The sequence below is a fragment of the Neptunomonas concharum genome, from assembly GCF_008630635.1.
In the GTDB taxonomy this organism is placed as follows: Bacteria; Pseudomonadota; Gammaproteobacteria; order Pseudomonadales; family Balneatricaceae; genus Neptunomonas; species Neptunomonas concharum.
This window is the reverse complement of sequence record NZ_CP043869.1, coordinates 21,081-42,046: the sequence shown is the minus strand read 5'-3', so window position 1 is coordinate 42,046 and position 20,966 is coordinate 21,081. Positions and strand designations below refer to the sequence as shown.

At 48.1% G+C, this 20,966-nt stretch carries 15 protein-coding genes; 7 read left to right on the top strand and 8 right to left on the bottom strand.

Translation table 11 applies throughout. The features are described 5' to 3' along the window. Positions 1-67: 67 nt before the first annotated feature. Entirely contained in the window at positions 68-4,831 is a 4,764-nt protein-coding gene (locus F0U83_RS00155; RefSeq protein ID WP_138985944.1) for an NAD-glutamate dehydrogenase, read from the bottom strand. 350 nt (positions 4,832-5,181) lie between these two features. Between F0U83_RS00155 and F0U83_RS00150 the strand changes: the two genes are divergently transcribed. Beyond that, positions 5,182-6,528, top strand: coding sequence for an HD-GYP domain-containing protein (locus F0U83_RS00150; RefSeq protein ID WP_138985943.1), 1,347 nt, complete (start codon positions 5,182-5,184; stop codon positions 6,526-6,528). Between the two features lie 139 nt (positions 6,529-6,667). Further along, complete coding sequence (locus tag F0U83_RS00145) at positions 6,668-7,048, top strand: c-type cytochrome (protein WP_138985942.1); 381 nt, start codon at positions 6,668-6,670, stop codon at positions 7,046-7,048. A gap of 41 nt (positions 7,049-7,089) precedes the next feature. Here the strand turns inward: F0U83_RS00145 and F0U83_RS00140 are convergent, their stop codons facing one another. The 6 genes from F0U83_RS00140 to F0U83_RS00115 form a co-directional block, all read right to left on the bottom strand. Further along, the gene (locus tag F0U83_RS00140; protein WP_138985941.1) at positions 7,090-9,435 is read right to left on the bottom strand and encodes a Lon protease family protein; all 2,346 of its coding nucleotides are present in this window, start codon (positions 9,433-9,435) and stop codon (positions 7,090-7,092) included. A gap of 98 nt (positions 9,436-9,533) precedes the next feature. Beyond that, positions 9,534-10,361, bottom strand: a complete 828-nt coding sequence (gene aroE / locus F0U83_RS00135) for a shikimate dehydrogenase (protein ID WP_138985940.1) — start codon at positions 10,359-10,361, stop codon at positions 9,534-9,536. Next, positions 10,362-11,276: an oxygen-dependent coproporphyrinogen oxidase gene (gene hemF, locus F0U83_RS00130; protein ID WP_138985939.1), complete on the bottom strand. Its 915-nt coding sequence runs from the start codon at positions 11,274-11,276 to the stop codon at positions 10,362-10,364. A gap of 29 nt (positions 11,277-11,305) precedes the next feature. Next, on the bottom strand, positions 11,306-11,863 hold the full coding sequence (gene tsaC / locus F0U83_RS00125) for an L-threonylcarbamoyladenylate synthase type 1 TsaC (protein ID WP_138985938.1): 558 nt from the start codon (positions 11,861-11,863) through the stop codon (positions 11,306-11,308). A 114-nt stretch (positions 11,864-11,977) separates the two neighbouring features. Continuing rightward, positions 11,978-13,030, bottom strand: a complete 1,053-nt coding sequence (gene dprA / locus F0U83_RS00120) for a DNA-processing protein DprA (protein WP_138985937.1) — start codon at positions 13,028-13,030, stop codon at positions 11,978-11,980. An 11-nt stretch (positions 13,031-13,041) separates the two neighbouring features. Then, complete coding sequence (locus F0U83_RS00115; protein ID WP_138985936.1) at positions 13,042-14,082, bottom strand: LysM peptidoglycan-binding domain-containing protein; 1,041 nt, start codon at positions 14,080-14,082, stop codon at positions 13,042-13,044. Positions 14,083-14,242: 160 nt separating this feature from the next. Between F0U83_RS00115 and def the strand changes: the two genes are divergently transcribed. From def to F0U83_RS00090, 5 genes are all read left to right on the top strand, one after another. Further along, a complete protein-coding gene (gene def, locus F0U83_RS00110; protein ID WP_138985935.1) occupies positions 14,243-14,755 on the top strand; it encodes a peptide deformylase in 513 nt (170 codons plus the stop codon). A 68-nt stretch (positions 14,756-14,823) separates the two neighbouring features. Beyond that, positions 14,824-15,774, top strand: a complete 951-nt coding sequence (fmt, locus tag F0U83_RS00105; protein ID WP_138985934.1) for a methionyl-tRNA formyltransferase — start codon at positions 14,824-14,826, stop codon at positions 15,772-15,774. Continuing rightward, complete coding sequence (gene rsmB / locus F0U83_RS00100; RefSeq protein ID WP_211343596.1) at positions 15,771-17,063, top strand: 16S rRNA (cytosine(967)-C(5))-methyltransferase RsmB; 1,293 nt, start codon at positions 15,771-15,773, stop codon at positions 17,061-17,063. The genes fmt and rsmB overlap by 4 nt, the downstream gene beginning before the upstream one ends. Before the next feature lie 18 nt (positions 17,064-17,081). After that, positions 17,082-18,458 carry a Trk system potassium transporter TrkA gene (trkA, locus tag F0U83_RS00095; RefSeq protein WP_138985933.1) on the top strand — a complete coding sequence of 459 codons (1,377 nt, stop codon included), beginning with the start codon at positions 17,082-17,084 and terminating at the stop codon, positions 18,456-18,458. Between the two features lie 17 nt (positions 18,459-18,475). Further along, a complete protein-coding gene (locus tag F0U83_RS00090) occupies positions 18,476-19,924 on the top strand; it encodes a TrkH family potassium uptake protein (RefSeq protein WP_138985932.1) in 1,449 nt (482 codons plus the stop codon). Here the strand turns inward: F0U83_RS00090 and F0U83_RS00085 are convergent, their stop codons facing one another. Next, positions 19,925-20,821 carry a lysophospholipid acyltransferase family protein gene (locus F0U83_RS00085; RefSeq protein ID WP_138985931.1) on the bottom strand — a complete coding sequence of 299 codons (897 nt, stop codon included), beginning with the start codon at positions 20,819-20,821 and terminating at the stop codon, positions 19,925-19,927. Positions 20,822-20,966: the final 145 nt, after the last annotated feature.

Here is a 20,966-nt window from a genome sequence, read left to right as displayed (position 1 = left end):
ATACCTAATCTGAAACATAAAAAAGGGGCTCATAATGAGCCCCGAAACGTACAAACGTCATTCGCTATTACAGGTTTTTAGACAGCTCTGTTAGTTCTCTAATTACTACAGTAAAGGTCGCACTGTCGGCCTGGCTGGTGGACTTCAGATCATCGAGCACGCGCTCCCAACGCTTCAAGCCCTCGCCATTTTTACTCAACCAGCTATTAACCAGCTCCTGACCCGACAGTTCATTGTCACTGGCCAGAACCGACAGAGTTAAATGGCTTTGTTGCGTATTCAGATCTTCATTGAACCCTTCACGGGCCAGCAGCTGCCAATGATTTTGCGGTTCAATCTGGCGAATTTTCTCGCTAACCCAATCCAGTTGCAGGCGCTCCCCTAACGAGAAATCAACTTCGGCGGCATTCATCAAGGAGGTATTGGCCTCAACCGCGACTTCACTAATAGCCAGAGCCGCGTAGAGGCGCTCGGCACAAGCGATACGCGACGCTAGCTCGGCATCAATACCAGCATCAATAAGATCTTGCTGCTGAGCCAACCAACGGGTTTTTAGATCCCCCGTCAGTAAGGTCGAGATAGCACCACTGACTTCGCTGACCGCTGGCTTGAAGCGATCAATCACCTCCTGAACCGAGAAACATCCACGGCTACAAACATTGCGCAGGAACCAATAACTGGCACGTCGCATCAGTCGCAATAGATCCACCATCATGCGATGTTGCAGAGCTGCAGGTACGATATTATCCAAGGCTTCGATTTGGCCCCAAATCTCCCGAAGCTGGAAAACATCCCGTGCCACAAGGTAAGCCACGGCTACCTGATCGGCACTTTGCCCTGTGGTTTCCATCATGCGGTTGGTAAAGGTGATACCCATATGGTTCACCATCGCATTGGCGACCTGGGTTGCGATAATCTCTTTCTTCAGCTGGTGGTCCTGCACCGCTTCAGGAAAACGTGCAACCAGCTGTTCAGGGAACGCTTCTTTAATCTCATTTTTGACATAAGGGTCTTCCGTGATCCATGTATGGGTCAGGAGTTCTTTTAGCTCCGCTTTAGTGTAAGAGATCAACACCGATAGCTCAGGCCGGGTCAGCCCTTGCCCCACTTGCTGGCGTAGCTCAAGCGCTTCATCATCAGGTAAGAACTCCAGTGGGCGATCCAAACGCCCCTCACTCTCTAAGCGGTGCATCAGACGTACATACTCGTCCTGCGATTTCTTCGCATGGCCCAAAGCCAAACTGAGCGCTCTGGCTTGTCGGTCATTACTTTTCAGCACTTGAACCGAGACGGTATCGGTCATCTCACGTAGCAGCAGGTTACGTTGCTTAACGGTTAGATCACCTTCGGCAATACGTTCATTCAACAGGATCTTGATATTCACTTCGTGGTCGGAGCAATCAACGCCACCGGCATTGTCGATAAAGTCCGTATTACATGCGCCACCATTTTGGCAATATTCGATACGACCCAGCTGAGTTAGCCCCAAATTGCCACCTTCACCAACCACTTTGCAGCGCAGCTCTTTACCGTTCACTCGTAGGCCATCATTAGCTTTATCACCCACATCGGCGTGGGTTTCATGGCTGGCTTTGACATAGGTTCCTATACCACCATTCCAAAGCAGATCTACCGGGGCTTTAAGTAACGCAGAGATCAGTTCATTCGGCGAAAGCTTATCCTCAACGATACCAAAGCACTGCTTCATCTCTGGGGTGATTTGAATCGATTTTGCGGCACGCAAGAATATCCCACCGCCCTTGGAAATCAATTCACGGTTATAATCTTCCCAGCTGGAACGGGGTAGAGCAAACATGCGCTGACGCTCAACAAAACTGGCGGCCTCATCCGGGTTAGGGTCAATAAAAATGTGCATATGGTTAAAGGCGGCTACCAAACGAATTTTATCCGAGAGCAGCATCCCATTACCGAATACATCACCGGCCATATCACCGATACCAATAACGCTGAAGGGATCCGTTTGTGTGTTAATGCCTTTTTCACGGAAGTGCAGTTTCACCGACTCCCAAGCACCTTTCGCGGTAATCCCCATACCTTTATGGTCATACCCCTGGCTCCCCCCAGATGCGAAGGCATCCCCTAACCAAAAACCATAAGATTCGGCAATTTCGTTAGCGATATCCGAAAATGTCGCGGTTCCTTTATCGGCGGCAACGACAAGATAAGGGTCATCCGCATCTAAACGCACTACATTCTTGGGTGGGATTACTTGTCCACCTTTAAGGTTATCCGCCAGATCAAGCAAGCCTTTGATGAATATGCGGTAACTTTCGATACCTTCGGCCATCACTTCGTCACGGCTACCATCAACCGGGAGGCATTTTGCGACAAATCCACCTTTAGCGCCCACTGGCACAATAACCGCATTCTTCACCTGTTGTGCTTTTACTAGCCCCAGCACTTCGGTGCGGTAATCTTCCAATCGATCCGACCAACGCAGGCCGCCACGGGCTACCTTGCCACCACGAAGGTGCACACCCTCGACTCGAGGTGAGTAGACAAACACTTCAAACATCGGTCTTGGTTTAGGAATGTCACTAATCAGATGAGGATTAAGCTTGAAGGAGGTATAAGACTTCGCCTTACCCTCAGCATCATTTTGAAAGAAGTTAGTACGTAAGGTTGCTTTAATAAGCTCTAGATAGCGTCTAAGAATTTTATCATCATTTAGGTTGTCTACCTTATCTAACGCATCGAGGATGCTGTTTTCGATTCGGTCCGCCAGTGCCTGAACCTTGCTGCTGGTTTGGCGACCTGGCTCAAACCGCGCACGAAACAGTGCCACCAGTAGCTTAGCGATTTGAGTGTGGCGCACGAGCGTTTCTGCAATATAGGCCTGACTAAAGCCAAAACGAATTTGCTGATTATAACGGGCATAGGCACGCAGCATAGCAACTTCACGCCAATTCAGGCTAGCACTCAAAACTAAGCGGTTAAACTCATCATTATCAGCATGTCCTTGCCAGATTGCTGCAAACGCCTGCTGGAAGATCTCTTTGACCTCATCCAGATCTAAAGGCTCAGATCCGCCACGATGAGACAAAGAAAAATCATGTATCCAATAAACAGTGCCATTATGGCAATACACAGTGTAAGGGTGCTCACCGACAACACGCAGGCCCAAATTCTCCAGTACAGGAATAACATCCGAAAGGATCAGGGGAACTTCTGCAGTAAAAAGCTTAAAGCGCAACACCGAACTGGATTGCTCCAGCAGGCGGTAGAAACTCATAGTCAGCGGGGTAGTCGCCAAGCCTTCCATTTTTTCAATATCGTGCACGGCATGTAGCGTTGTGAAGTGCTCACGATAAGCCGCAGGGAAGGATTCACGATACAGATTACTGCGTGTGGTTCCTAACTCCTCACCACACGCATCCACCAGCGCATGATGTAGCTCATCATTCCATGAACGCGATAGTTCCTGGACCTCAGCCTCCAACTGCTCCAGATCAGGATCAGCCTGCCCTGGCGCCACCCGCATCACAAAGTGCGTACGCGCCAGAATAGACTCACTAAACCAGTTCGTGAACTCAATATCGTGTGCTTTAAACGCTCTAACCAGCAAGCCTTGGATATTCAAACGTAACGCTGTACTAAATTGATCTCTCGGCACATAGTACAAACAAGAGATAAACTGGCCGCTTTTGTCTTTACGTAGCAACAAGCACGCTTTACGACGCTCTTGCAGGTAAAAAATACGGGTTGCTGTATTAAAGAGTTCATCTTCGGATGCCAGAAACAGCTCATCTCTGGGCAGATCAATCAACACCTGAGCCAAAGACTTACCACTGTGGCCACTGGGGTTGAAGCCAGACCTTGCCAAAATGCGATCCACTTTTTGACTGATCATAGGAATACGTCGAGGACGCTCGTTATAAACGGGCGAAGTATAAAGCCCTACCAAACGCGTTGCGCCGATACACTGGCCTGAGTCGTCGAATCGCCCGATTATAATCAGATCAAGATACGCAGGGCGGTGCACCCGAGAACGCTCACCATGACGAGTTAACAACAGTGGTTGATCCGTCATCTCAGCGGCTGCTAAGTTAACAACACTTGGCAGTGTCATTACACCGAGTTTGCTACCCTCAACGACATTGATCTCCTCTCCACTATAGGCAAGTTGATCGCTACCTAAAAAAGTGAAGTGATCATCCATCAGCCACTGCGTGAAGGCTTGCTCCTCTTGATACCCCCGTTGACCCAGCGACTCAGCACACTCAGCAGCACGCGCCTTCATTGTCGAAAAATCCTTGACCGACACAGATACAGCGGTCATGGCTGTGGATAACTCGGCATGTAACCGTTTTAGCAGATCAGGTTCAGCGTGCCGGTCCACCTCTAAGTAAACGACGGACTCATCAGCCCCCTCGTTCGACTCAGATAGTGACTGAAACGCTTTACCATCGCGCATCACATTTAACACAACATTCTGGATAACATGGATACCGATAGCCTGGCGGTTTAGCTCCATGCGAATCGAATCGACTATAAAGGGCGTATCAGGGGAGAGAATCTGGATAACCGTGTGATTGCTATGCCAGCCGTGTTGTTCTAAGTCAGGGTTAAACACTTGAATCTTAGAGGAAAGCCCATCAAAAGATTGTAAAAACGACCACGTCGATAGTGTCGCTCCATACAGAGCTTCCATCGGGCGTAATGCCACTTCATCCTCTGGCGCATAAGTAAAGAATAGATCTGAAAATTGAGTGATCGGCTGCGCCTGATCCTCTTCGAGGCGTCGGTTAAACAATTCCTTGAGCTTAAGTAGCGTTTTATTATTTTTCTTGGTCGCAATTTCACTGTCCATAGGGGCTGGCTCCACTACAAGTTGGGTATCAAGTTAGCGTAATTGGGAATAACAGATAGGTGCACAACGGGGATCGACTGGCCGCAGAAAGCCTTGGCACAAGGGTATGCCATAAAACAGGAGGGTCGAAACGTACAGCATCTATACATGGTTATTATTTTTTGGATGCAGGATTTAATCAGTATGGTATGCCCCAGCAAGAGGCACATCAAACTTTAGTCTAGTTATTCAGAGATTTCTGCAAAAAAAACCGTGAATGGCGCAATTTCAACAATTTCTGGCGCAATTCAAGCAACCCTGAAAATCCTTTCTATACTGATGACAGATTCAAAAGTGAGGGATGTTGAACAATGCCGTACCGGTCCATGAAAATGTCAGAGCTGATTGGAGCATTAAGTCATGCACTGGATATGACAGAGGGCCAGCCTCCTGGGCATTGTATACGCGCTTGCTGGATAGGCTTGCAAATAGCCAAATCCATAGGCCTAAACAACCAACAACAATGGGAGCTTTATTACACAATCTTACTGAAGGATTTAGGGTGTAGTAGCAACGCGGCTCGTATTTGCCAGCTTTATGCCACTGACGATCTCTCTTTTAAGCATGACTATAAACGCGTAGATGGCAGTCTCTCCCAAGTACTGAACTTTGTACTCCAACACACGGGAGTACAAACAGGATTAGCAGAACGTTTCCGACAAATCTTATCAGTGGTACGTCACGGAGAAACCTGGGCACAGGAGCTCATGCAAACCCGCTGTGAACGGGGTGCTGATATCGCTCGACAGCTGCGTTTCAGCGAGCCAGTAGCGGAGGGTATTCGAGCGCTGGATGAACACTGGAATGGCGGCGGCAAACCCTACGGCCTAACAGCAGATTCGATTCCGCTATATGCCCGAATTGCCCTTATATCCCAAGTTGTTGATGTATTTTTCACAGGTACAGGACGAGAAGCCTGCTTAGCGGAGCTGGAAAAGCGCAAGGGCAGTTGGTTTCAACCGGAACTGGTAGACGCCCTATTGAACATAGCCAACGAGCCTTTTTGGAAGACCCTCAGCTGCCCAACACTTCCACAACAAGTCATTGATCTTGAGCCAGCCCATCAAAGCATCGAGCTTGATGAGGACTATATCGATGAAATAGCAGCCGCTTTTGGCCAAGTAGTTGACTCCAAAAGCCCTTATACTGCCGGCCACAGTGAACGGGTGGCACTTATTACAGACTTGATTGCCGAAAAGCTTGGCCTTAATGCAGCAAAACGCCGCTGGTTAAAGCGCGGTGCACTACTTCATGATGTCGGCAAGCTGGGCATTAGTAACAGTATTCTGGATAAGCCCGATAAACTAACAGACGAGGAGTTTGATACGGTCAAACTACATGCAAAGTTTACCGGTGAAATACTCTCGCGCATTACCGCATTCAAGGAGCTTGCCGATATAGCCCAAGCCCATCATGAAAGAATGGATGGGCGAGGATATCCCTTAGGTTTGAAAGAGGAAGAGATCTCTTTGGAAACCCGCATCATCACAACAGCCGATATTTTCGATGCGATTACCGCAGCCAGACCTTACCGAGGCCCGATTCCTGTCCCTCAAGCGCTGGATATGATGCGTGAGCACCTTGATACACAAATTGATCGACGTTGCTTCGAAGCCCTACTCAGTGTCACAGACGAGCTACAATTTGATGCCCATTAGCGATAGATTTATTTGACATGGTTCAACCACCTCTTAAAAAAGCACTTTGGTATTAGTAAACCGCTGCCTTTGTACAAGAGCCTGCCTATTTCCTTACTCAATATACTGGTTTAACTGTGTATTAACAGGGAGATACCCCATGAAAAATGTATTACGAGCCGCTGCTGTTTGTAGCGTCCTCATCACTCCGATTGCCGCACAGGCAGAGGAGGGCGGCATGATTGAAGCGGGCCGTCAAATTTTCAACCACCACTGCACCGCCTGCCATACGCTAGATCCGAGCAAAAATGCATTTGGCCCAAGCTTAGTAGGCGTAGTAGGCCGACCAGCGGCGTCCGTGCCACGCTTCTCCTATTCAAAAGCGATGCAAGAATCAGGGCTCACATGGAATGAAGAAAATCTACGTAAATGGATTGCCGATAATGAGGCTCTGGTACCTGAAACCCGAATGCGTCATGTATCAATTAACGACCGGGCAGAACAGGACTACTTAATTAGCTTTTTGAAGTCTTTGAAATAAAAAGTAAGTACTTACACGCCGGTTAAATACCGGCGTGTCTGCTACTTTCCTGATACAGCCGTATGTAACTCTTTTAACCTTTTTACAACTTGATGGTTGATGCTACGCTGGGTGAAGCTGCCATTTTCCTTGCGCTTACCGGCTGATCGGCCCATTAAAATCTCCAGACATTCATCCACAGTGGCAACCGCATAGATACTGAATAACCCTCCATCCACTGCATTAACCACCTCTTTTTTGAGCATCAGGTTTCGCACATTGGCTTTAGGAATAATAACACCCTGATTTCCTGTCAGCCCACGGGTGTCACAGAGCTTGAAGAAGCCTTCGATTTTCTCGTTAACACCACCGATCGCTTGCACTTCACCATATTGGTTGATGGAACCGGTCAGCGCATACTGTTGATAAATAGGAATATGTGTCAGAGCAGAGATTAATGTACAAATCTCCGCTAAAGAGGCACTATCGCCATCCACATAACCATAAGATTGCTCCAAGGCGATACTTGCAGACAGCGTCAACGGAAAGTCCTGTGCGTACTGGTGCCCTAAATATCCGGAGAGAATCAGTACACCTTTAGAGTGGATCGACTGCCCTAACTGGGCTTCGCGTTCAATATCAATAATTCCGCGACTGCCCGGGTGGACGGTTGCGGTAATACGAGCCGGTGTACCAAAGGACACATCGCCTACCTGTAACACCGTCAGGCCATTACTTTTACCAACCGCTTTGCCTTCTGAGTTAATTAAAACAGTCTCGTTAAGAATCCCATCAAGAATCTTTTGGGCTAAGCGGCCAGTACGTTTTTCCTGTGCCTCCAGCGCAAGCTCTACATGACGAGCACTAATCAAGTCGTCGCCCGTTCCTTTACGCTTATAATCGGCCTCACAGAGCAGATCCACCAATTCTCCAATGTGTGTAGAGAGCAACTCCTGATCACCGGATAAACGTGAGCTTTGCTCCACTAAACGGGCTACCGCTTCTCGAGTTAACGGCGCAAGGTGCTCTTCATCCGCCAGTGTTTTCATTAATCGCGCATAGTTACGAATCGAAGAGGGCGTTCGCTCCACATCCTCATCAAAGTCTACAACCACACGAAACATCTTCTCAAAGTCCTGATCAAGCTCTTGCAACAGGTAATAAGTATCCCGCCCTCCAATCAACACCACCTTCACTTGTAAGCGAATCGGCGTAGGGCTGAGTGTGATCGTACTGACTCCCGAGAGTTCGCTGATGGGGTTCTCTATACGCACTTCATGAGCTTTGAGGGCGCGTTTCAATGCACTATAAACAAAGGGCTGCTCTAGGAGTTTTTCCGCTTCTAAAATTAAATAGCCTCCATTTGCTCGATGGAGCGCACCAGAACGAATCATTTGGTAATTGGTGACCATCGCGCCCATATCGCTGTTGTACTCAACCCGACCAAACAGGTTGTCATAGCTGGGGTGAGCTTCGAAAATAACGGGGGCACCTTTCGTCTTGCTATTATCCACAAGCAAATTGATACCAAATTGGTCCAGAAGCGTTTGGCGCTCATCTGATATCAACTCAGCGCTATTTTTAACAATATAACTTTCTAGCTGGTTAAAATATTCCGGAAGGCCACTAATACTGGAGTACTTGTCCTTTACCGACTGAACTAACGGGGAGATGGTCTGGCGTGCCGTTTCACGGTCCAGTACTTTCATACGCTCTGCCGCTTCTCTGCGCCACTGGGGCATCTCCGTCAGACTGTCGTTAAGGAAGTCCTCAAGGTCCGCGATATTGCGCGTGAAGGCATCACGTACGTCTTCGGGCAGTTGCGAGAACATCGCTTCATCCATCGCTTGGCCTTCTGCCACAGGCGTGAATCCGACGCTGCCAGCATCGCGATAGAGTGCAATACTATGCTCTCTGGCACGACGCTCCACACCATCAATAGCCTGATCATAGTGGCGGTTAAAGTCCCGCTCGATCTTGCTTTTCTTGCGCTGATAGGAAGGGTTCTCAAATGCGGCAGGTAGCTCCGTCATGATGGTTTCCACCATGCGCTTATTATCTCTTCGAAGCTGTGTTGCTTTACCCGCCAGCAACTCAACCGCTATAGGGTAGCGATTATCCTGCAAATTGTTTAAATAACACCAATCAGAAGGCTTTTTCTCTTTCTTGGCGATACCCTTAATATTTTCCATCGCAAAAGAGAATCGACCTGTGTGGGGGTTACCCATCACAAATAAGTTGTACCCAGGGCGGCGCATCCCCACACCAAAACCCATCGCTTCTATCGCCCTTTCCTGACCAAAGAACCCACTAAAACTTTCGAGTGTTTCCGTGGTTCTAAAGGGTAAAAGGTTGGTATCACAGACTTTGTAGAGGGCTTCGCAGGAGAGTGGTTTTAGCTTTTCCATAGGGGCATCCTGAGCCGAGGGTTTATATTGGTTATAAACCCTGACTGGTCAGTATGCAAGAAATCAATCCGAATTCTTTTCTTTGAACGCTTGATAAATCAAGCAGTTAACAGTTGATTGCGTATTGTACGAATCACAGCATCCGTAGCAGGCCTTACGCCACGCCATATAGAAAAGGCTTCTGCCGCTTGTTCAACCAACATACCTAAACCATCCAGCTGCTGTGCTGCACCTTGCGTTTTGGCCCACTGATTAAAGGGCGTTATACCTGCACCATACATCATGTCGTAACACCACGTGTTACCAACGACTAATCCAGAGGGAAGCGGGGGCAATTCTCCCTGCAGGCTTGCGGCTGTCCCATTAATGATCAGATCAAACTCTCCCTCCAGCGCCTCAAAGGCACTGGCACGCACATCACCTAATGTATCAAACAGAGTGACTAAAGCATCCGCTTTAGATACCGTTCGATTAGCGATCACAACTTCGCTGGGGGATTGTTCTAAGATGGGCTGTAAAACACCGCGAACAGCTCCTCCTGCACCCAGTACCAGCACTCGCTTTTTGCTAATGCTGTAATGGTGATTGATGCAGATATCTCTGACCAAGCCGATACCATCCGTATTATCACCACATAACTGCTGCGCATCGTTAAGATAAAGGGTGTTAATAGCGCCTGCGAGTTCAGCTCTGGGGGAGCGCACGTTAGCCAGCAGCCATGCCTCTTCTTTGAAGGGCACAGTGACATTCAGGCCTTTACCTCCCTGAAGAATAAACGCTTCAACCGCACCTTTGAAGTCATCCAGCGGGGCACATATCGCCTCATAACGCATATCTTGCTGGCACGCTTGAGCAAATGCCTGATGGATCGCTGGGGATTTAGAGTGGCTAATGGGGTTGCCAAAAACAGCGTATCGATCAGTCATTTATGCGCCAGCCCAATCAATTGGTTTTAGATAACGTTCGTACAATTGTGCCTCTTCCGTACCGGGTTCTGGTTTCCAGTCATATCCCCAACGCACCTCAGGCGGCAAGGACATAAGAATCGACTCGGTACGTCCACCAGATTGCAGGCCAAACAAGGTGCCGCGATCATAGACGAGATTAAACTCAACATAACGCCCACGGCGGTGCAGCTGGAAGTCACGCTGACGCTCTCCATAAGGGGTATCTTTACGGCGCTCAATAATAGGGATATATGCAGGAATATAAGCGTTACCAATCGACTGCATTAGTGCAAAACTTTTCTCGAAACCCAGCTCATTCAGGTCATCAAAAAACAGCCCGCCAATACCACGGGGTTCATCTCGATGTTTTAGGTGAAAATATTCATCACACCACTGCTTATAGTGGGGATAAATCGTTTCCCCAAAGGGTTCACATGCTGCTTTCGCTGTCAGGTGCCAATGGCGACAGTCATCGTCGTTCCCATAGTAGGGTGTCAGATCAAAACCACCACCAAACCACCATACAGGATCTTCGCCCTCTTTCTCCGCTATGAAAAAGCGCACATTGGCATGAGAGGTAGGGATGTAAGGATTTTTAGGGTGCATCACTAACGAAACGCCCATCGCCTCAAAACTACGGCCGGCTAATTCAGGGCGATGCGCTGTCGCCGAAGCGGGTAGAGCTCCACCAAATACATGAGAAAAGTTAACACCGCCTTTCTCAAAGATTGCTCCGTCACTGATCACTCGGGTACGTCCACCACCGCCTTGGGGCCGCTCCCAGCTATCTTCGATAAATGTCTGCTGACCATCAGCTTCAGTAAGGGCGTCGCATATGCGATCCTGCAAATCCAGCAAGTAACGCTTAACGGCGTCGATATCAGGTGCAGACATGATCAGTCTTCCTCTCTAAAAATAAGTAATTATGCGCGTACAATGCGCTGATCACGAAGATCTCTAATTTGCGTCGGTCGGCTTTGATCACCCAGCGAACCTGGCACTAAATAATCCAACTTAGAGCCGAAGTAAACACTCACTCTCAATAAAGTCTTTGCTGGTTGAGCTCCCGCAGGATTTGCAGAAGTGGACACTAACATCCCACCAAAGGCATCACACAAAGCCGAAACCCCTGGATGAGCACTAATACGCACCGCTATACTATCATGCTTACCTTTGACCCAAGAGGGAATAAGGCTATTTGGGTCGGGTAGTAGCCACGTGTTTGGCCCGGGCCATGAATCGAGCAACCGTGTTTTTTCCTGATCGCTCAATGGGTCAAAAAGGGGGGCGATTTGCTCAACCGATGAAGCGACTAAAATTACACCTTTCTCTACTGGGCGCTTTTTTAATGCCAACAAACGCATGACCGCGGCTTCATTGAATGGATCACATCCGACGCCCCAAACGGCTTCGGTCGGATAAGCAATAACACCACCCTGATGCAGTACCCGAGCGGCTTGGGAAAAATGCCATTGGTTCATCTGTAAATATCTACACTTAGGAAAGTCGCAAAAGCTACCTGTTTAAGTAGCGAGTTGCAACTCTCCCTTAGCGTATCCTTTGGTATCCGTTTGCCGACATTTCGACCAGCCCTGCTAGCTCAAGCTCAACCAGTGGCTTTGTAACTCCGCCATGGGGATCCCGCTATTGAGGAAGACCTCCTCAAGCGAGGTGCTGGTAAATTCAATGAATTCCAATATTGGATACCGGTCTATCAAATTAAAATTTTGATTATTTTCTTGTGGTTCGCTACGTTCTGCTCCCCACACGCCTAATAGGGAAGATAGCTCAGATATCATTTCATCAGCCGTTTGCACCAGCGTTGCACCTTCACGAATTAGTGCATTACTGCCACGACTCCCCGGATGATCAATAGCACCAGGAAGTGCAAATACTTCACGATCTTGGTTGAGTGCTTGTCTGGCGGTGATCAAGGAGCCACTTTTTAAAGCCGCTTCTACCACCAGCACGCCAGCGGATAACCCACTGATAATACGGTTTCTACGCGGGAAATGCGGTGCGAGCGGTCCACTTCCTGGCAGCAGTTCAGTCAAGAGCACGCCTTGATGTTCGAGGATAGACTCAGCGAGTGGCCGATGCCGAGAAGGGTAGACTTGATCACTTCCCGTTCCCATAACCGCCACTGTTGGTTTTTGAAGGTCAACAGCCGCTTGATGAGCAGCCCCATCAATACCCAGCGCCAAACCACTTGCCACCACACACCCTGACGCCGATAGCGCTTTAGAAAATTGATAAGCATGTCGAAGCCCAGCCGTGCTTGCCTTACGGCTCCCCACAATAGCAACGATAGGTAGCTGCAAGGCTTGGAGATTGCCTTTAGCAAACAACAAGATCGGGTGATCGTGAGCTTCTTTTAAAAGAGGAGGGTAGTCAGGAGAGGCGGGGAGCAGTATCTGGGCACCTAAACTTGCCAACTCCTCAAGCGTATTGCAAACCTGCTCATAAAGCTTACCTTGGCGGTTTTGATAAGCAATAAGTAGAGCACGCTGCTCCGGCTTTAATGTTTCTGGAAAGTGCGCTAAGAGCTGCGCAGGATTCCTGCCTGCATAGTACAACTTACCCAATGTGACAGTACCAACACCGGGTAAGAGGCTTAACGCGATCCAGTCCTTTGGATCACTTTGCATAGGTTATTAACTCACTCCTGAGCATCCGGAGAGCGGACTTTATCGCCTACCGACATGACATTGGTTGCTGTCATAACTAGGCCATAACTGACTCTCTCGTAAGCCTTAAAAACCATTAAAGTACCCGCTTCTTCAGATGGCAGTTCAATCGTTTCCTTGGTTATCGGGTCTTTAAGGGACTCGCCCCGTTTAAAGATTTTGTAGACATGACCAGCCTGTACCCCTTCACGGTAACCTTGGTTAATTGCAACCGCATCGAAACGACCAATTTTATTCACACCCCGTAACACCGACATAATATAGCCTTCTGAAAACTCAGGAGCCGGAGCAGGGTTAAAGACAGACTGTACACGCCCTTCTGGCGAAGGTAGTACACGGTCCAACACGCGGACCTCTTCACGAGTCTTGAGCACATCTAGACTGATCACATCTTCTTTGGTACTGATAACCCGAGTTTCAGCGACTTTATGCATCTCATAGCCGAGCAACTCACCCGTATCTTTATCGACATACTCTTTAGCAGGTCGATAGATATTTTGTGTTTTAACAGAAGTATCCAGCTCTCCACGGGCATAGATGCGATCACCCGCACCGGCTATGATCCGCTCGTTACGGCCACCGACGACATAAGGTGTGGTCTTCAGCAACTCATCATCAAGCACTGCATTATCACTCAAGAACGAATGAAGATCCTTTAACGGTATCGCGGGGATGGCACTCTCAATTTTCGATACACGCGCCCTAGGCTGCAGACGGTCGTTACCTTTTTTTCTTAGCTTCGGCTTACCATCAACCCAAGTCAAATAGAGCACATCGCCCGGATAGATCCAGTGAGGGTCATCAATCTGTTTGTTCACATCCCAAATTTCAGGCCAGCGCCATGGTTTCTTTAGGAAACGCCCTGAGATATCCCACAACGTATCTCCCTTAACAACGACGTATTCCTCAGGGTGACCGTCTCTCAGTTGTATCTGATCACCTTTTGCCTGAACTGATGCAGATGAAAACACCAGCACACAGGTAGTCAGACACACACTCAACAGTTTTTTCATTATCAAATCCCTTGCCAAATCCCCGGTTTGCACCATTGTGCGTATAATAGACACAATGTTAAACGACAAATGCATCACAACGCTATATCAGTATAATAGCTTGTGTACAGTTTTGCGCCGTTTATGCTGTCTCTAACTTATAATCTGAAGAATATTACTTATGGCTTTGTTACCAATTTTAGAATTTCCTGATCCGCGATTGAGAACCATCGCCGAACCTGTTGAACAAGTAGATGATGAAGTACGCCAAATCATCAAAGATATGTTCGAAACCATGTACGATGCGCCAGGCATTGGGCTCGCAGCCACTCAAGTGAATATCCACCGTCAGATTATCACGATCGACATCTCAGAAGATAATAATGAACCGCTCGTGCTTATCAACCCCTCTTTTGAAGTGATTGATGAAGCCCTTGAAGAGATGCAAGAAGGCTGCTTATCTGTACCCGGCTATTATGAAGAAGTACGCCGCCCTAACCATATTCGAGTCAAATCGTTGGACCAAGAAGGCAATCCTATAGAGTTTGATGCTCATGATTTATTAGCCGTCTGTATCCAGCACGAGATTGACCATCTTAACGGCAAGCTCTTCGTAGATTACTTATCGCGACTAAAACGCGATCGAATAAGAAGTAAGCTTGAAAAAAAGCACAAGCTAGAAAAGGCTAATTGATTAGCGAATAACTTCTCCCAACAGGTTTGCTTACAGCAAGCCTGTTTTTGTTTGTGGACACATAACTTATGTCATTAAAAGTCGTCTTTGCTGGAACACCCGAGTTTGCAGCCAGCAGCCTTGCTGCTCTCATCGAAAGCGAACATGAAATCATTGCTGTATATACGCAACCCGATCGTCCTGCAGGGCGCGGCAGAAAGTTAACTGCGAGCCCCGTTAAGGCATTAGCATTGCAACACGACATCCCTGTGTTACAGCCGCAGTCTCTTAAGAATGAAGACGCCCAGCAAGAGTTGGCGTCTCTAAATGCTGACATCATGATCGTGGTAGCTTATGGCCTTTTGCTACCCAAAGCCGTGCTAGAAATCCCTGCCTTGGGCTGTATCAATGTACACGCGTCATTACTGCCGCGTTGGAGAGGCGCTGCGCCCATACACCGCTCGCTACTTGCCGGGGACAAAGAAACCGGCGTAACTATTATGCAGATGGATGTAGGGCTAGATACTGGAGATATGCTTTACAAATTGAGCTGCCCAATTCACCCCCATGATACCAGCGGCGAACTACACGACCGCCTTGCGCCTTTGGGTGCGAAAGCCTTACTCAAAACCCTGTCGCTTATGAGTGCACAGCAAATCGAACCCGAGAAGCAAGATGACTCACAAGCCTGTTATGCACATAAGCTAGAGAAGCAGGAAGGAGATATCGACTGGAGCCAAGATGCCATCACCATACACCGTAAAATCCGCGGGTTATCTCCTTGGCCAATAGCCTTTACCCTACTTGGTGACAGTACTATTCGAGTTCATAGCGCAACAGTAGTAAACAGCTTTCACGACTCGGCCCCTGCTGGAAGTGTGATAGAGATCACAAAAACTCAAATTCTCATCGCCTGTGGTGAGAACACCGTACTCGCACTTGATAAAATTCAACTGTCCGGCGGTAAGGCATTAGCAGTCAAAGATATACTCAATGCAAAAAAAGAACTCTTCTCTGTAGGAACTAAATTAGGCTCATGATAAATGTTCGCGGCTTAGCAGCGCTTGCCATCACCCCTTTACTGCAAGGCAAAGGATCATTAAATTACACTCTACAAGGCGCGCTAAACCGCTGCGAAGAGAAAGATCGCGCGCTCGTGCAACAGCTCTGCTATGGCGTTTGCCGAAACTATCCGAAGCTAGAAGCGATTTCACACCACCTGCTCGACAAACCCATGCGTCAAGCCGATAAGGACGTATACGCCCTTCTGCTGGTAGGCTTATACCAACTTCTAGAGATGCGCATACCTGCACATGCGGCCATCAGCGAAACGGTAGAAGCTTGCCATCAAATCGACAAGAGCCGCGCCTCAGGTCTGCTTAATGCCATATTACGACGTTTTGCTCGCGAAAAAGATGACGTTCTGCATAGCTTGCAAGACTTACCAGAGATTGTTTTTAACCACCCAGACTGGTTTATTCAGAAGCTACGCCATAACTGGCCAGAAAACTGGGAAACGATTCTTAAGGAAAACAACTGCCAAGCGCCCATGACATTGCGAGTAAACCTTTCAAAAGTTTCACGTGAAACATATTTAGATTTTCTCCGCGCTGTAGACATAGAAGGCCACCCCTCAACAATAACGGATAGCGGCATTGTTTTAGAGCATCCTGTCGATGTTTACTTATTACCTCATTTCCAAGAAGGCTTTGTCAGTGTGCAGGATGAAGCCGCACAACTCAGCGGATACCTACTAAAAACACAGCCCAGCGAAAGAGTGCTGGACGCGTGCGCCGCACCGGGTGGAAAGCTCTGCCATCTATTTGAGATAAACTCCGAAATACAGCTTGATGCTATTGAGATAGAAGCAAGCAGGGCAGTAAGAATTCAAGAAAATCTGGAACGTCTTCAGGTTACAGCCAACCTGGTCATCGCAGATGCATCCGAGTCAAATTGGTGGGATGGCGAACTCTACGACAAAATACTCGTCGATGCCCCTTGCAGTGCAACGGGAGTTATTCGCAGAAACCCGGATATCAAACTGCTTAGAAAAGGGGAAGACATCCATGCTCTGGCAACCATTCAATGGAACATCTTGAGCAATCTGTGGCCTATGCTAAAGCCGGGTGGCACACTTTTATACGCGACCTGTTCAATATTTTCGCAAGAGAATGAGCGACTGATTGAGCGCTTCTTAAAAGCTCATAATGACGCACAGCACCAAGTCATCGATGCCTCATGGGGTATGGAAAGAAAGTATGGAAGGCAAATGTTCCCACAACAAAACGGGCACGATGGCTTCTACTATGCGCTACTAACCAAAGCTTAATAAAAAGAGCGGCACTACATGAAAATCATCATTCTAGGCGCAGGTCAAGTTGGCGGAACCTTAGCCGAGAATCTAGCCAATGAAGCCAACGATATTACGATTGTTGATATGGACAATAATCGCCTGCGAGAGCTGCAGGATCGGCTAGATATTCGTACCGTGGAAGGCAAGGCTTCATACCCTGGCGCACTTGAACAAGCCGGCGCCCAGGATGCTGATATGCTCATAGCCGTTACAAACAGCGATGAAGTCAATATGGTAGCCTGCCAAGTAGGACAAGCTCTGTTTAACATACCCACGAAGATTGCTCGTGTAAGGGAGCATGACTATCTGCAGCAGGACAGAAGGCTTTTCAATAAAGATGCACTGCCTATCGACGTACTCATCAGCCCGGAAGAGCTGGTAACTCGTCATATCAAGCGACTAATTCAACACCCCGGAGCATTACAAGTACTCGACTTCGCCGAAGGTAAAGCGCAGCTCGTTGCCGTTAAGGCTTACTATGGAGGGCCGTTAGTGGGTCGAGAGATCGCTTACTTGCGCACTCATATGCCCTCAATAGACACACGCGTTGCAGCCATATTTCGACAAGGCAAAGCAATTATTCCGCAGGGTAACACCACCATCGAAGCGGATGATGAGGTGTTTTTTATCGCTGCCAAAAAAGATATACGAGCCGTGATGAGCGAATTGAGACGTTTGGACAACCCTTACAAGCGCATCATTATTGCAGGGGGAGGGAATATCGGAGCACGCTTGGCTAGCAACATAGAGGGCAGCTTTCAGGTTAAGATCATTGAGCGTTCGATCAAACGTTGCAACACACTAGCACGACAGTTGAATAACAGCATCGTGCTCAATGGCAGCGCTTCCGATAAAGAGCTATTGCTCGAAGAAAATATTGAAGATACCGATGTGTTCTGTGCACTGACCAATGATGACGAAGCCAATATCATGGCATCGATGCTCGCCAAACGCTTAGGCGCACGTACCGTAATGACGCTGATTAACAACCCTGCCTACGTTGACCTTGTGCAAGGTGGTGTTATTGATATCGCCATTTCACCGCAGCAAACCACTATAGGTGCCTTGTTGACTCATGTTCGCCGCGGTGATGTCGCAGCTGTTCATTCATTACGTAGAGGGGCAGCAGAAGCGCTAGAGGCCGTTGCTCATGGCGACAAGCGCAGCTCAAAAGTAGTAGGCAGAGCCCTTGAAGATATTGACTTGCCACCAGGAACAACCATAGGTGCTATTGTGCGCAATGATGAAGTACTTATCGCCCATGATGACGTGGTTGTCGAAAATGGCGACCATGTGATTCTATTCTTGGTGGACAAGCGACGCATAGGCGAAGTAGAGCGCCTTTTCCAAGTGGGTTTGGCATTTTTCTAATTTAGAGAAGCAAGACTATGCATTACCGCGTCATACTGCGAATTCTTGGCATCCTATTGATGATCTTCAGCATCACTATGCTGCCTCCTGTGGCAGTTTCTTTGATCTATGATGATGGTCATGACTACGCCTTTGTAGGCGGGTTTGCTATTACGCTGGTAACCGGCTTTTTGATCTGGTTACCCGTCTATAGAGTACGGCAAGATTTACGTACACGAGATGGCTTCTTAATCACCGTGTTATTCTGGGTGGTTCTGGGGCTGTTTGGTGCCATACCTCTAATTATTTCCCACAACCCCCATCTTACAGTTGTTGATGCGGTATTTGAGTCCCTCTCAGGACTTACCACAACGGGGGCCACAGTCATGACAGGCATAGATTATTTGCCTGAGTCCATCCTGTTTTACCGACAACAATTACAATGGCTAGGCGGGATGGGAATTATCGTTTTAGCCGTCGCTATATTGCCAATGCTAGGCATCGGAGGGATGCAGCTTTACCGCGCCGAAACGCCTGGCCCTGTGAAAGACAGCAAACTGACGCCTAGGATTACAGAAACGGCCAAAGCCCTTTGGTATATTTATCTATCACTAACAATCTTGTGCGCGCTAGGGTATTGGTTAGCCGGCATGAGCGCATTTGATGCGATTGGTCATAGCTTCTCTACAGTCGCCATTGGTGGTTTTTCTACCCATGATGCCAGCATAGGATACTATGACAGCCCTACCATAGAAGCGATCTGCACGTTCTTTATGGTGATTTCAGCCGTCAACTTTGGCTTGCACTTTTTCGCATGGCGACAGAAAACTCTGCTCCATTACTTTCAGGATCCTGAATTCAAGTTCTATTTAGGCATACTAGGGTTTGTGATCTTAATTACTTTTTTCTCTTTGATCATTACCGCTACCTATGTGCCATTAGAAGCGTTGCGAAAGTCGGTGTTTATGGTGGTATCTATTGCGACAACGACGGGCTTTGCAACAGCCGACTTTGCTCACTGGCCAGTCATGCTGCCATTCATGCTGTTTGTAGCCGCATTTGCCGGTGGTTGTGCAGGGTCAACAGGTGGTGGGATGAAGGTGATTCGTATTCTTTTAATCCTTAAACAGGGTTATCGAGAGATACAACGCTTAGTACACCCTAATGCCGTCATTCCTGTGAAGCTGGGTAATAAACCCATCTCTGATAAGGTGCTCGAAGCCGTATGGGGCTTTTTCTCAGTCTACCTGATCGTCTTTATCGTGATGCTTATTACGCTGCTAGGAACGGGCTTAGATCAGGTTACAGCATGGTCTGCCGTTGGCGCGACACTCAACAACCTCGGCCCGGGGTTAGGCGATGTTGCTGCTCATTATGGAGACCTGAATGATACCGCCAAGTGGATATTGTGTTTTGCCATGCTGCTTGGCCGCCTAGAGGTATTTACCTTTCTGGTACTCTTCACACCCGCATTTTGGAAGCGCTAGTTAGCGCTTTCTATACAGACTGGGTTGGCCTTCAGGTCGGTGATCAAAGAGCTTGTACTCCCATTGGTACTGTGTCGGTTTCCGGTCGACACAGTCCATTACTGAACGATTCATCCCATTAACTGCCGTCTGTAAATCCCTATCGTAAATGGACTCGTCCGCTTCTAAAAAATGAATTTCAAACCCTTTACCGTTTTCCAATCGCTCAGCAAAACCGCAGACAACCCGGGCACCGGTTTGTTTTACCAACTGTGCAAGCAGCTTCATAGAATAGATATCCTGACCATAAAAGGTGGAAAAAGTCCCTCCAGATTCGGGTTCCTGATCCGGTAGGATACCAACCATCTCACCCCGCTTCAGTGCCTTCATCACCATACGCACACCTGATGCATCGGCTGGTGCCATGCGAGTACCTAAACGCGCTCGCATTTTTTTGATCAGATCATCCAGCATCTTAAGCTTTGGTGGTTTATACATAGCCGTGAAAGGGTATTTAGCGGATAGGTATAGGTTCAGCACTTCCCAGTTACCCAAATGAGGAGCGATCAGAATACAGCCCTTTCCGAGCGCAACTGCCTCATTGATAAGCCGCTCATTGTTAACTTGCGTAACTTTTTTGAGAGTACGCGAGGGGGACCATAACCAAGACATCCCCATTTCTGATATAGACATACCGGTCTGTAAGAGACTTTCTTTCGCCAGCTGCTGGCGTTCTCCATCGGACATGTCGGGGAAGCAGGCCTCAAGGTTAATTTGGGTTACACGGCACAACTCCCCTTGCGGATTAGCACTGGCACGGCGGCCGATCCAACGTCCAACCGCCTGCGCCCACCGTAGAGGCAACAGCGACAACAAGCCCAGCACAAAGATCGCGACAACCGCCTTAAACTTCTTCATTCAACCGCCCTGAAATAAAACGCCATTATAGCGTTTTGCGCCAAAATGTTTATTCATAAAGAAAACACAGCAAAATATCTAACTATTTCGGCGGATATCAACAGCCCCAGAAAGGATTTGCCAAGTCAATCGTGTATAATTTAGC

Excerpts from the sequence above, each read along its gene's own strand:
- trkA (WP_138985933.1), top strand. The coding sequence starts at position 17,082 with ATGAAAATCATCATTCTAGGCGCAGGTCAAGTTGGCGGAACCTTAGCC.
- F0U83_RS00155 (WP_138985944.1), bottom strand. The coding sequence starts at position 4,831 with ATGGACAGTGAAATTGCGACCAAGAAAAATAATAAAACGCTACTTAAG.
- F0U83_RS00145 (WP_138985942.1), top strand. The coding sequence starts at position 6,668 with ATGAAAAATGTATTACGAGCCGCTGCTGTTTGTAGCGTCCTCATCACT.
- F0U83_RS00140 (WP_138985941.1), bottom strand. The coding sequence starts at position 9,435 with ATGGAAAAGCTAAAACCACTCTCCTGCGAAGCCCTCTACAAAGTCTGT.
- def (WP_138985935.1), top strand. The coding sequence starts at position 14,243 with ATGGCTTTGTTACCAATTTTAGAATTTCCTGATCCGCGATTGAGAACC.
- dprA (WP_138985937.1), bottom strand. The coding sequence starts at position 13,030 with ATGCAAAGTGATCCAAAGGACTGGATCGCGTTAAGCCTCTTACCCGGT.
- tsaC (WP_138985938.1), bottom strand. The coding sequence starts at position 11,863 with ATGAACCAATGGCATTTTTCCCAAGCCGCTCGGGTACTGCATCAGGGT.
- fmt (WP_138985934.1), top strand. The coding sequence starts at position 14,824 with ATGTCATTAAAAGTCGTCTTTGCTGGAACACCCGAGTTTGCAGCCAGC.
- aroE (WP_138985940.1), bottom strand. The coding sequence starts at position 10,361 with ATGACTGATCGATACGCTGTTTTTGGCAACCCCATTAGCCACTCTAAA.
- rsmB (WP_211343596.1), top strand. The coding sequence starts at position 15,771 with ATGATAAATGTTCGCGGCTTAGCAGCGCTTGCCATCACCCCTTTACTG.
- F0U83_RS00090 (WP_138985932.1), top strand. The coding sequence starts at position 18,476 with ATGCATTACCGCGTCATACTGCGAATTCTTGGCATCCTATTGATGATC.
- F0U83_RS00085 (WP_138985931.1), bottom strand. The coding sequence starts at position 20,821 with ATGAAGAAGTTTAAGGCGGTTGTCGCGATCTTTGTGCTGGGCTTGTTG.
- hemF (WP_138985939.1), bottom strand. The coding sequence starts at position 11,276 with ATGTCTGCACCTGATATCGACGCCGTTAAGCGTTACTTGCTGGATTTG.
- F0U83_RS00150 (WP_138985943.1), top strand. The coding sequence starts at position 5,182 with ATGCCGTACCGGTCCATGAAAATGTCAGAGCTGATTGGAGCATTAAGT.
- F0U83_RS00115 (WP_138985936.1), bottom strand. The coding sequence starts at position 14,082 with ATGAAAAAACTGTTGAGTGTGTGTCTGACTACCTGTGTGCTGGTGTTT.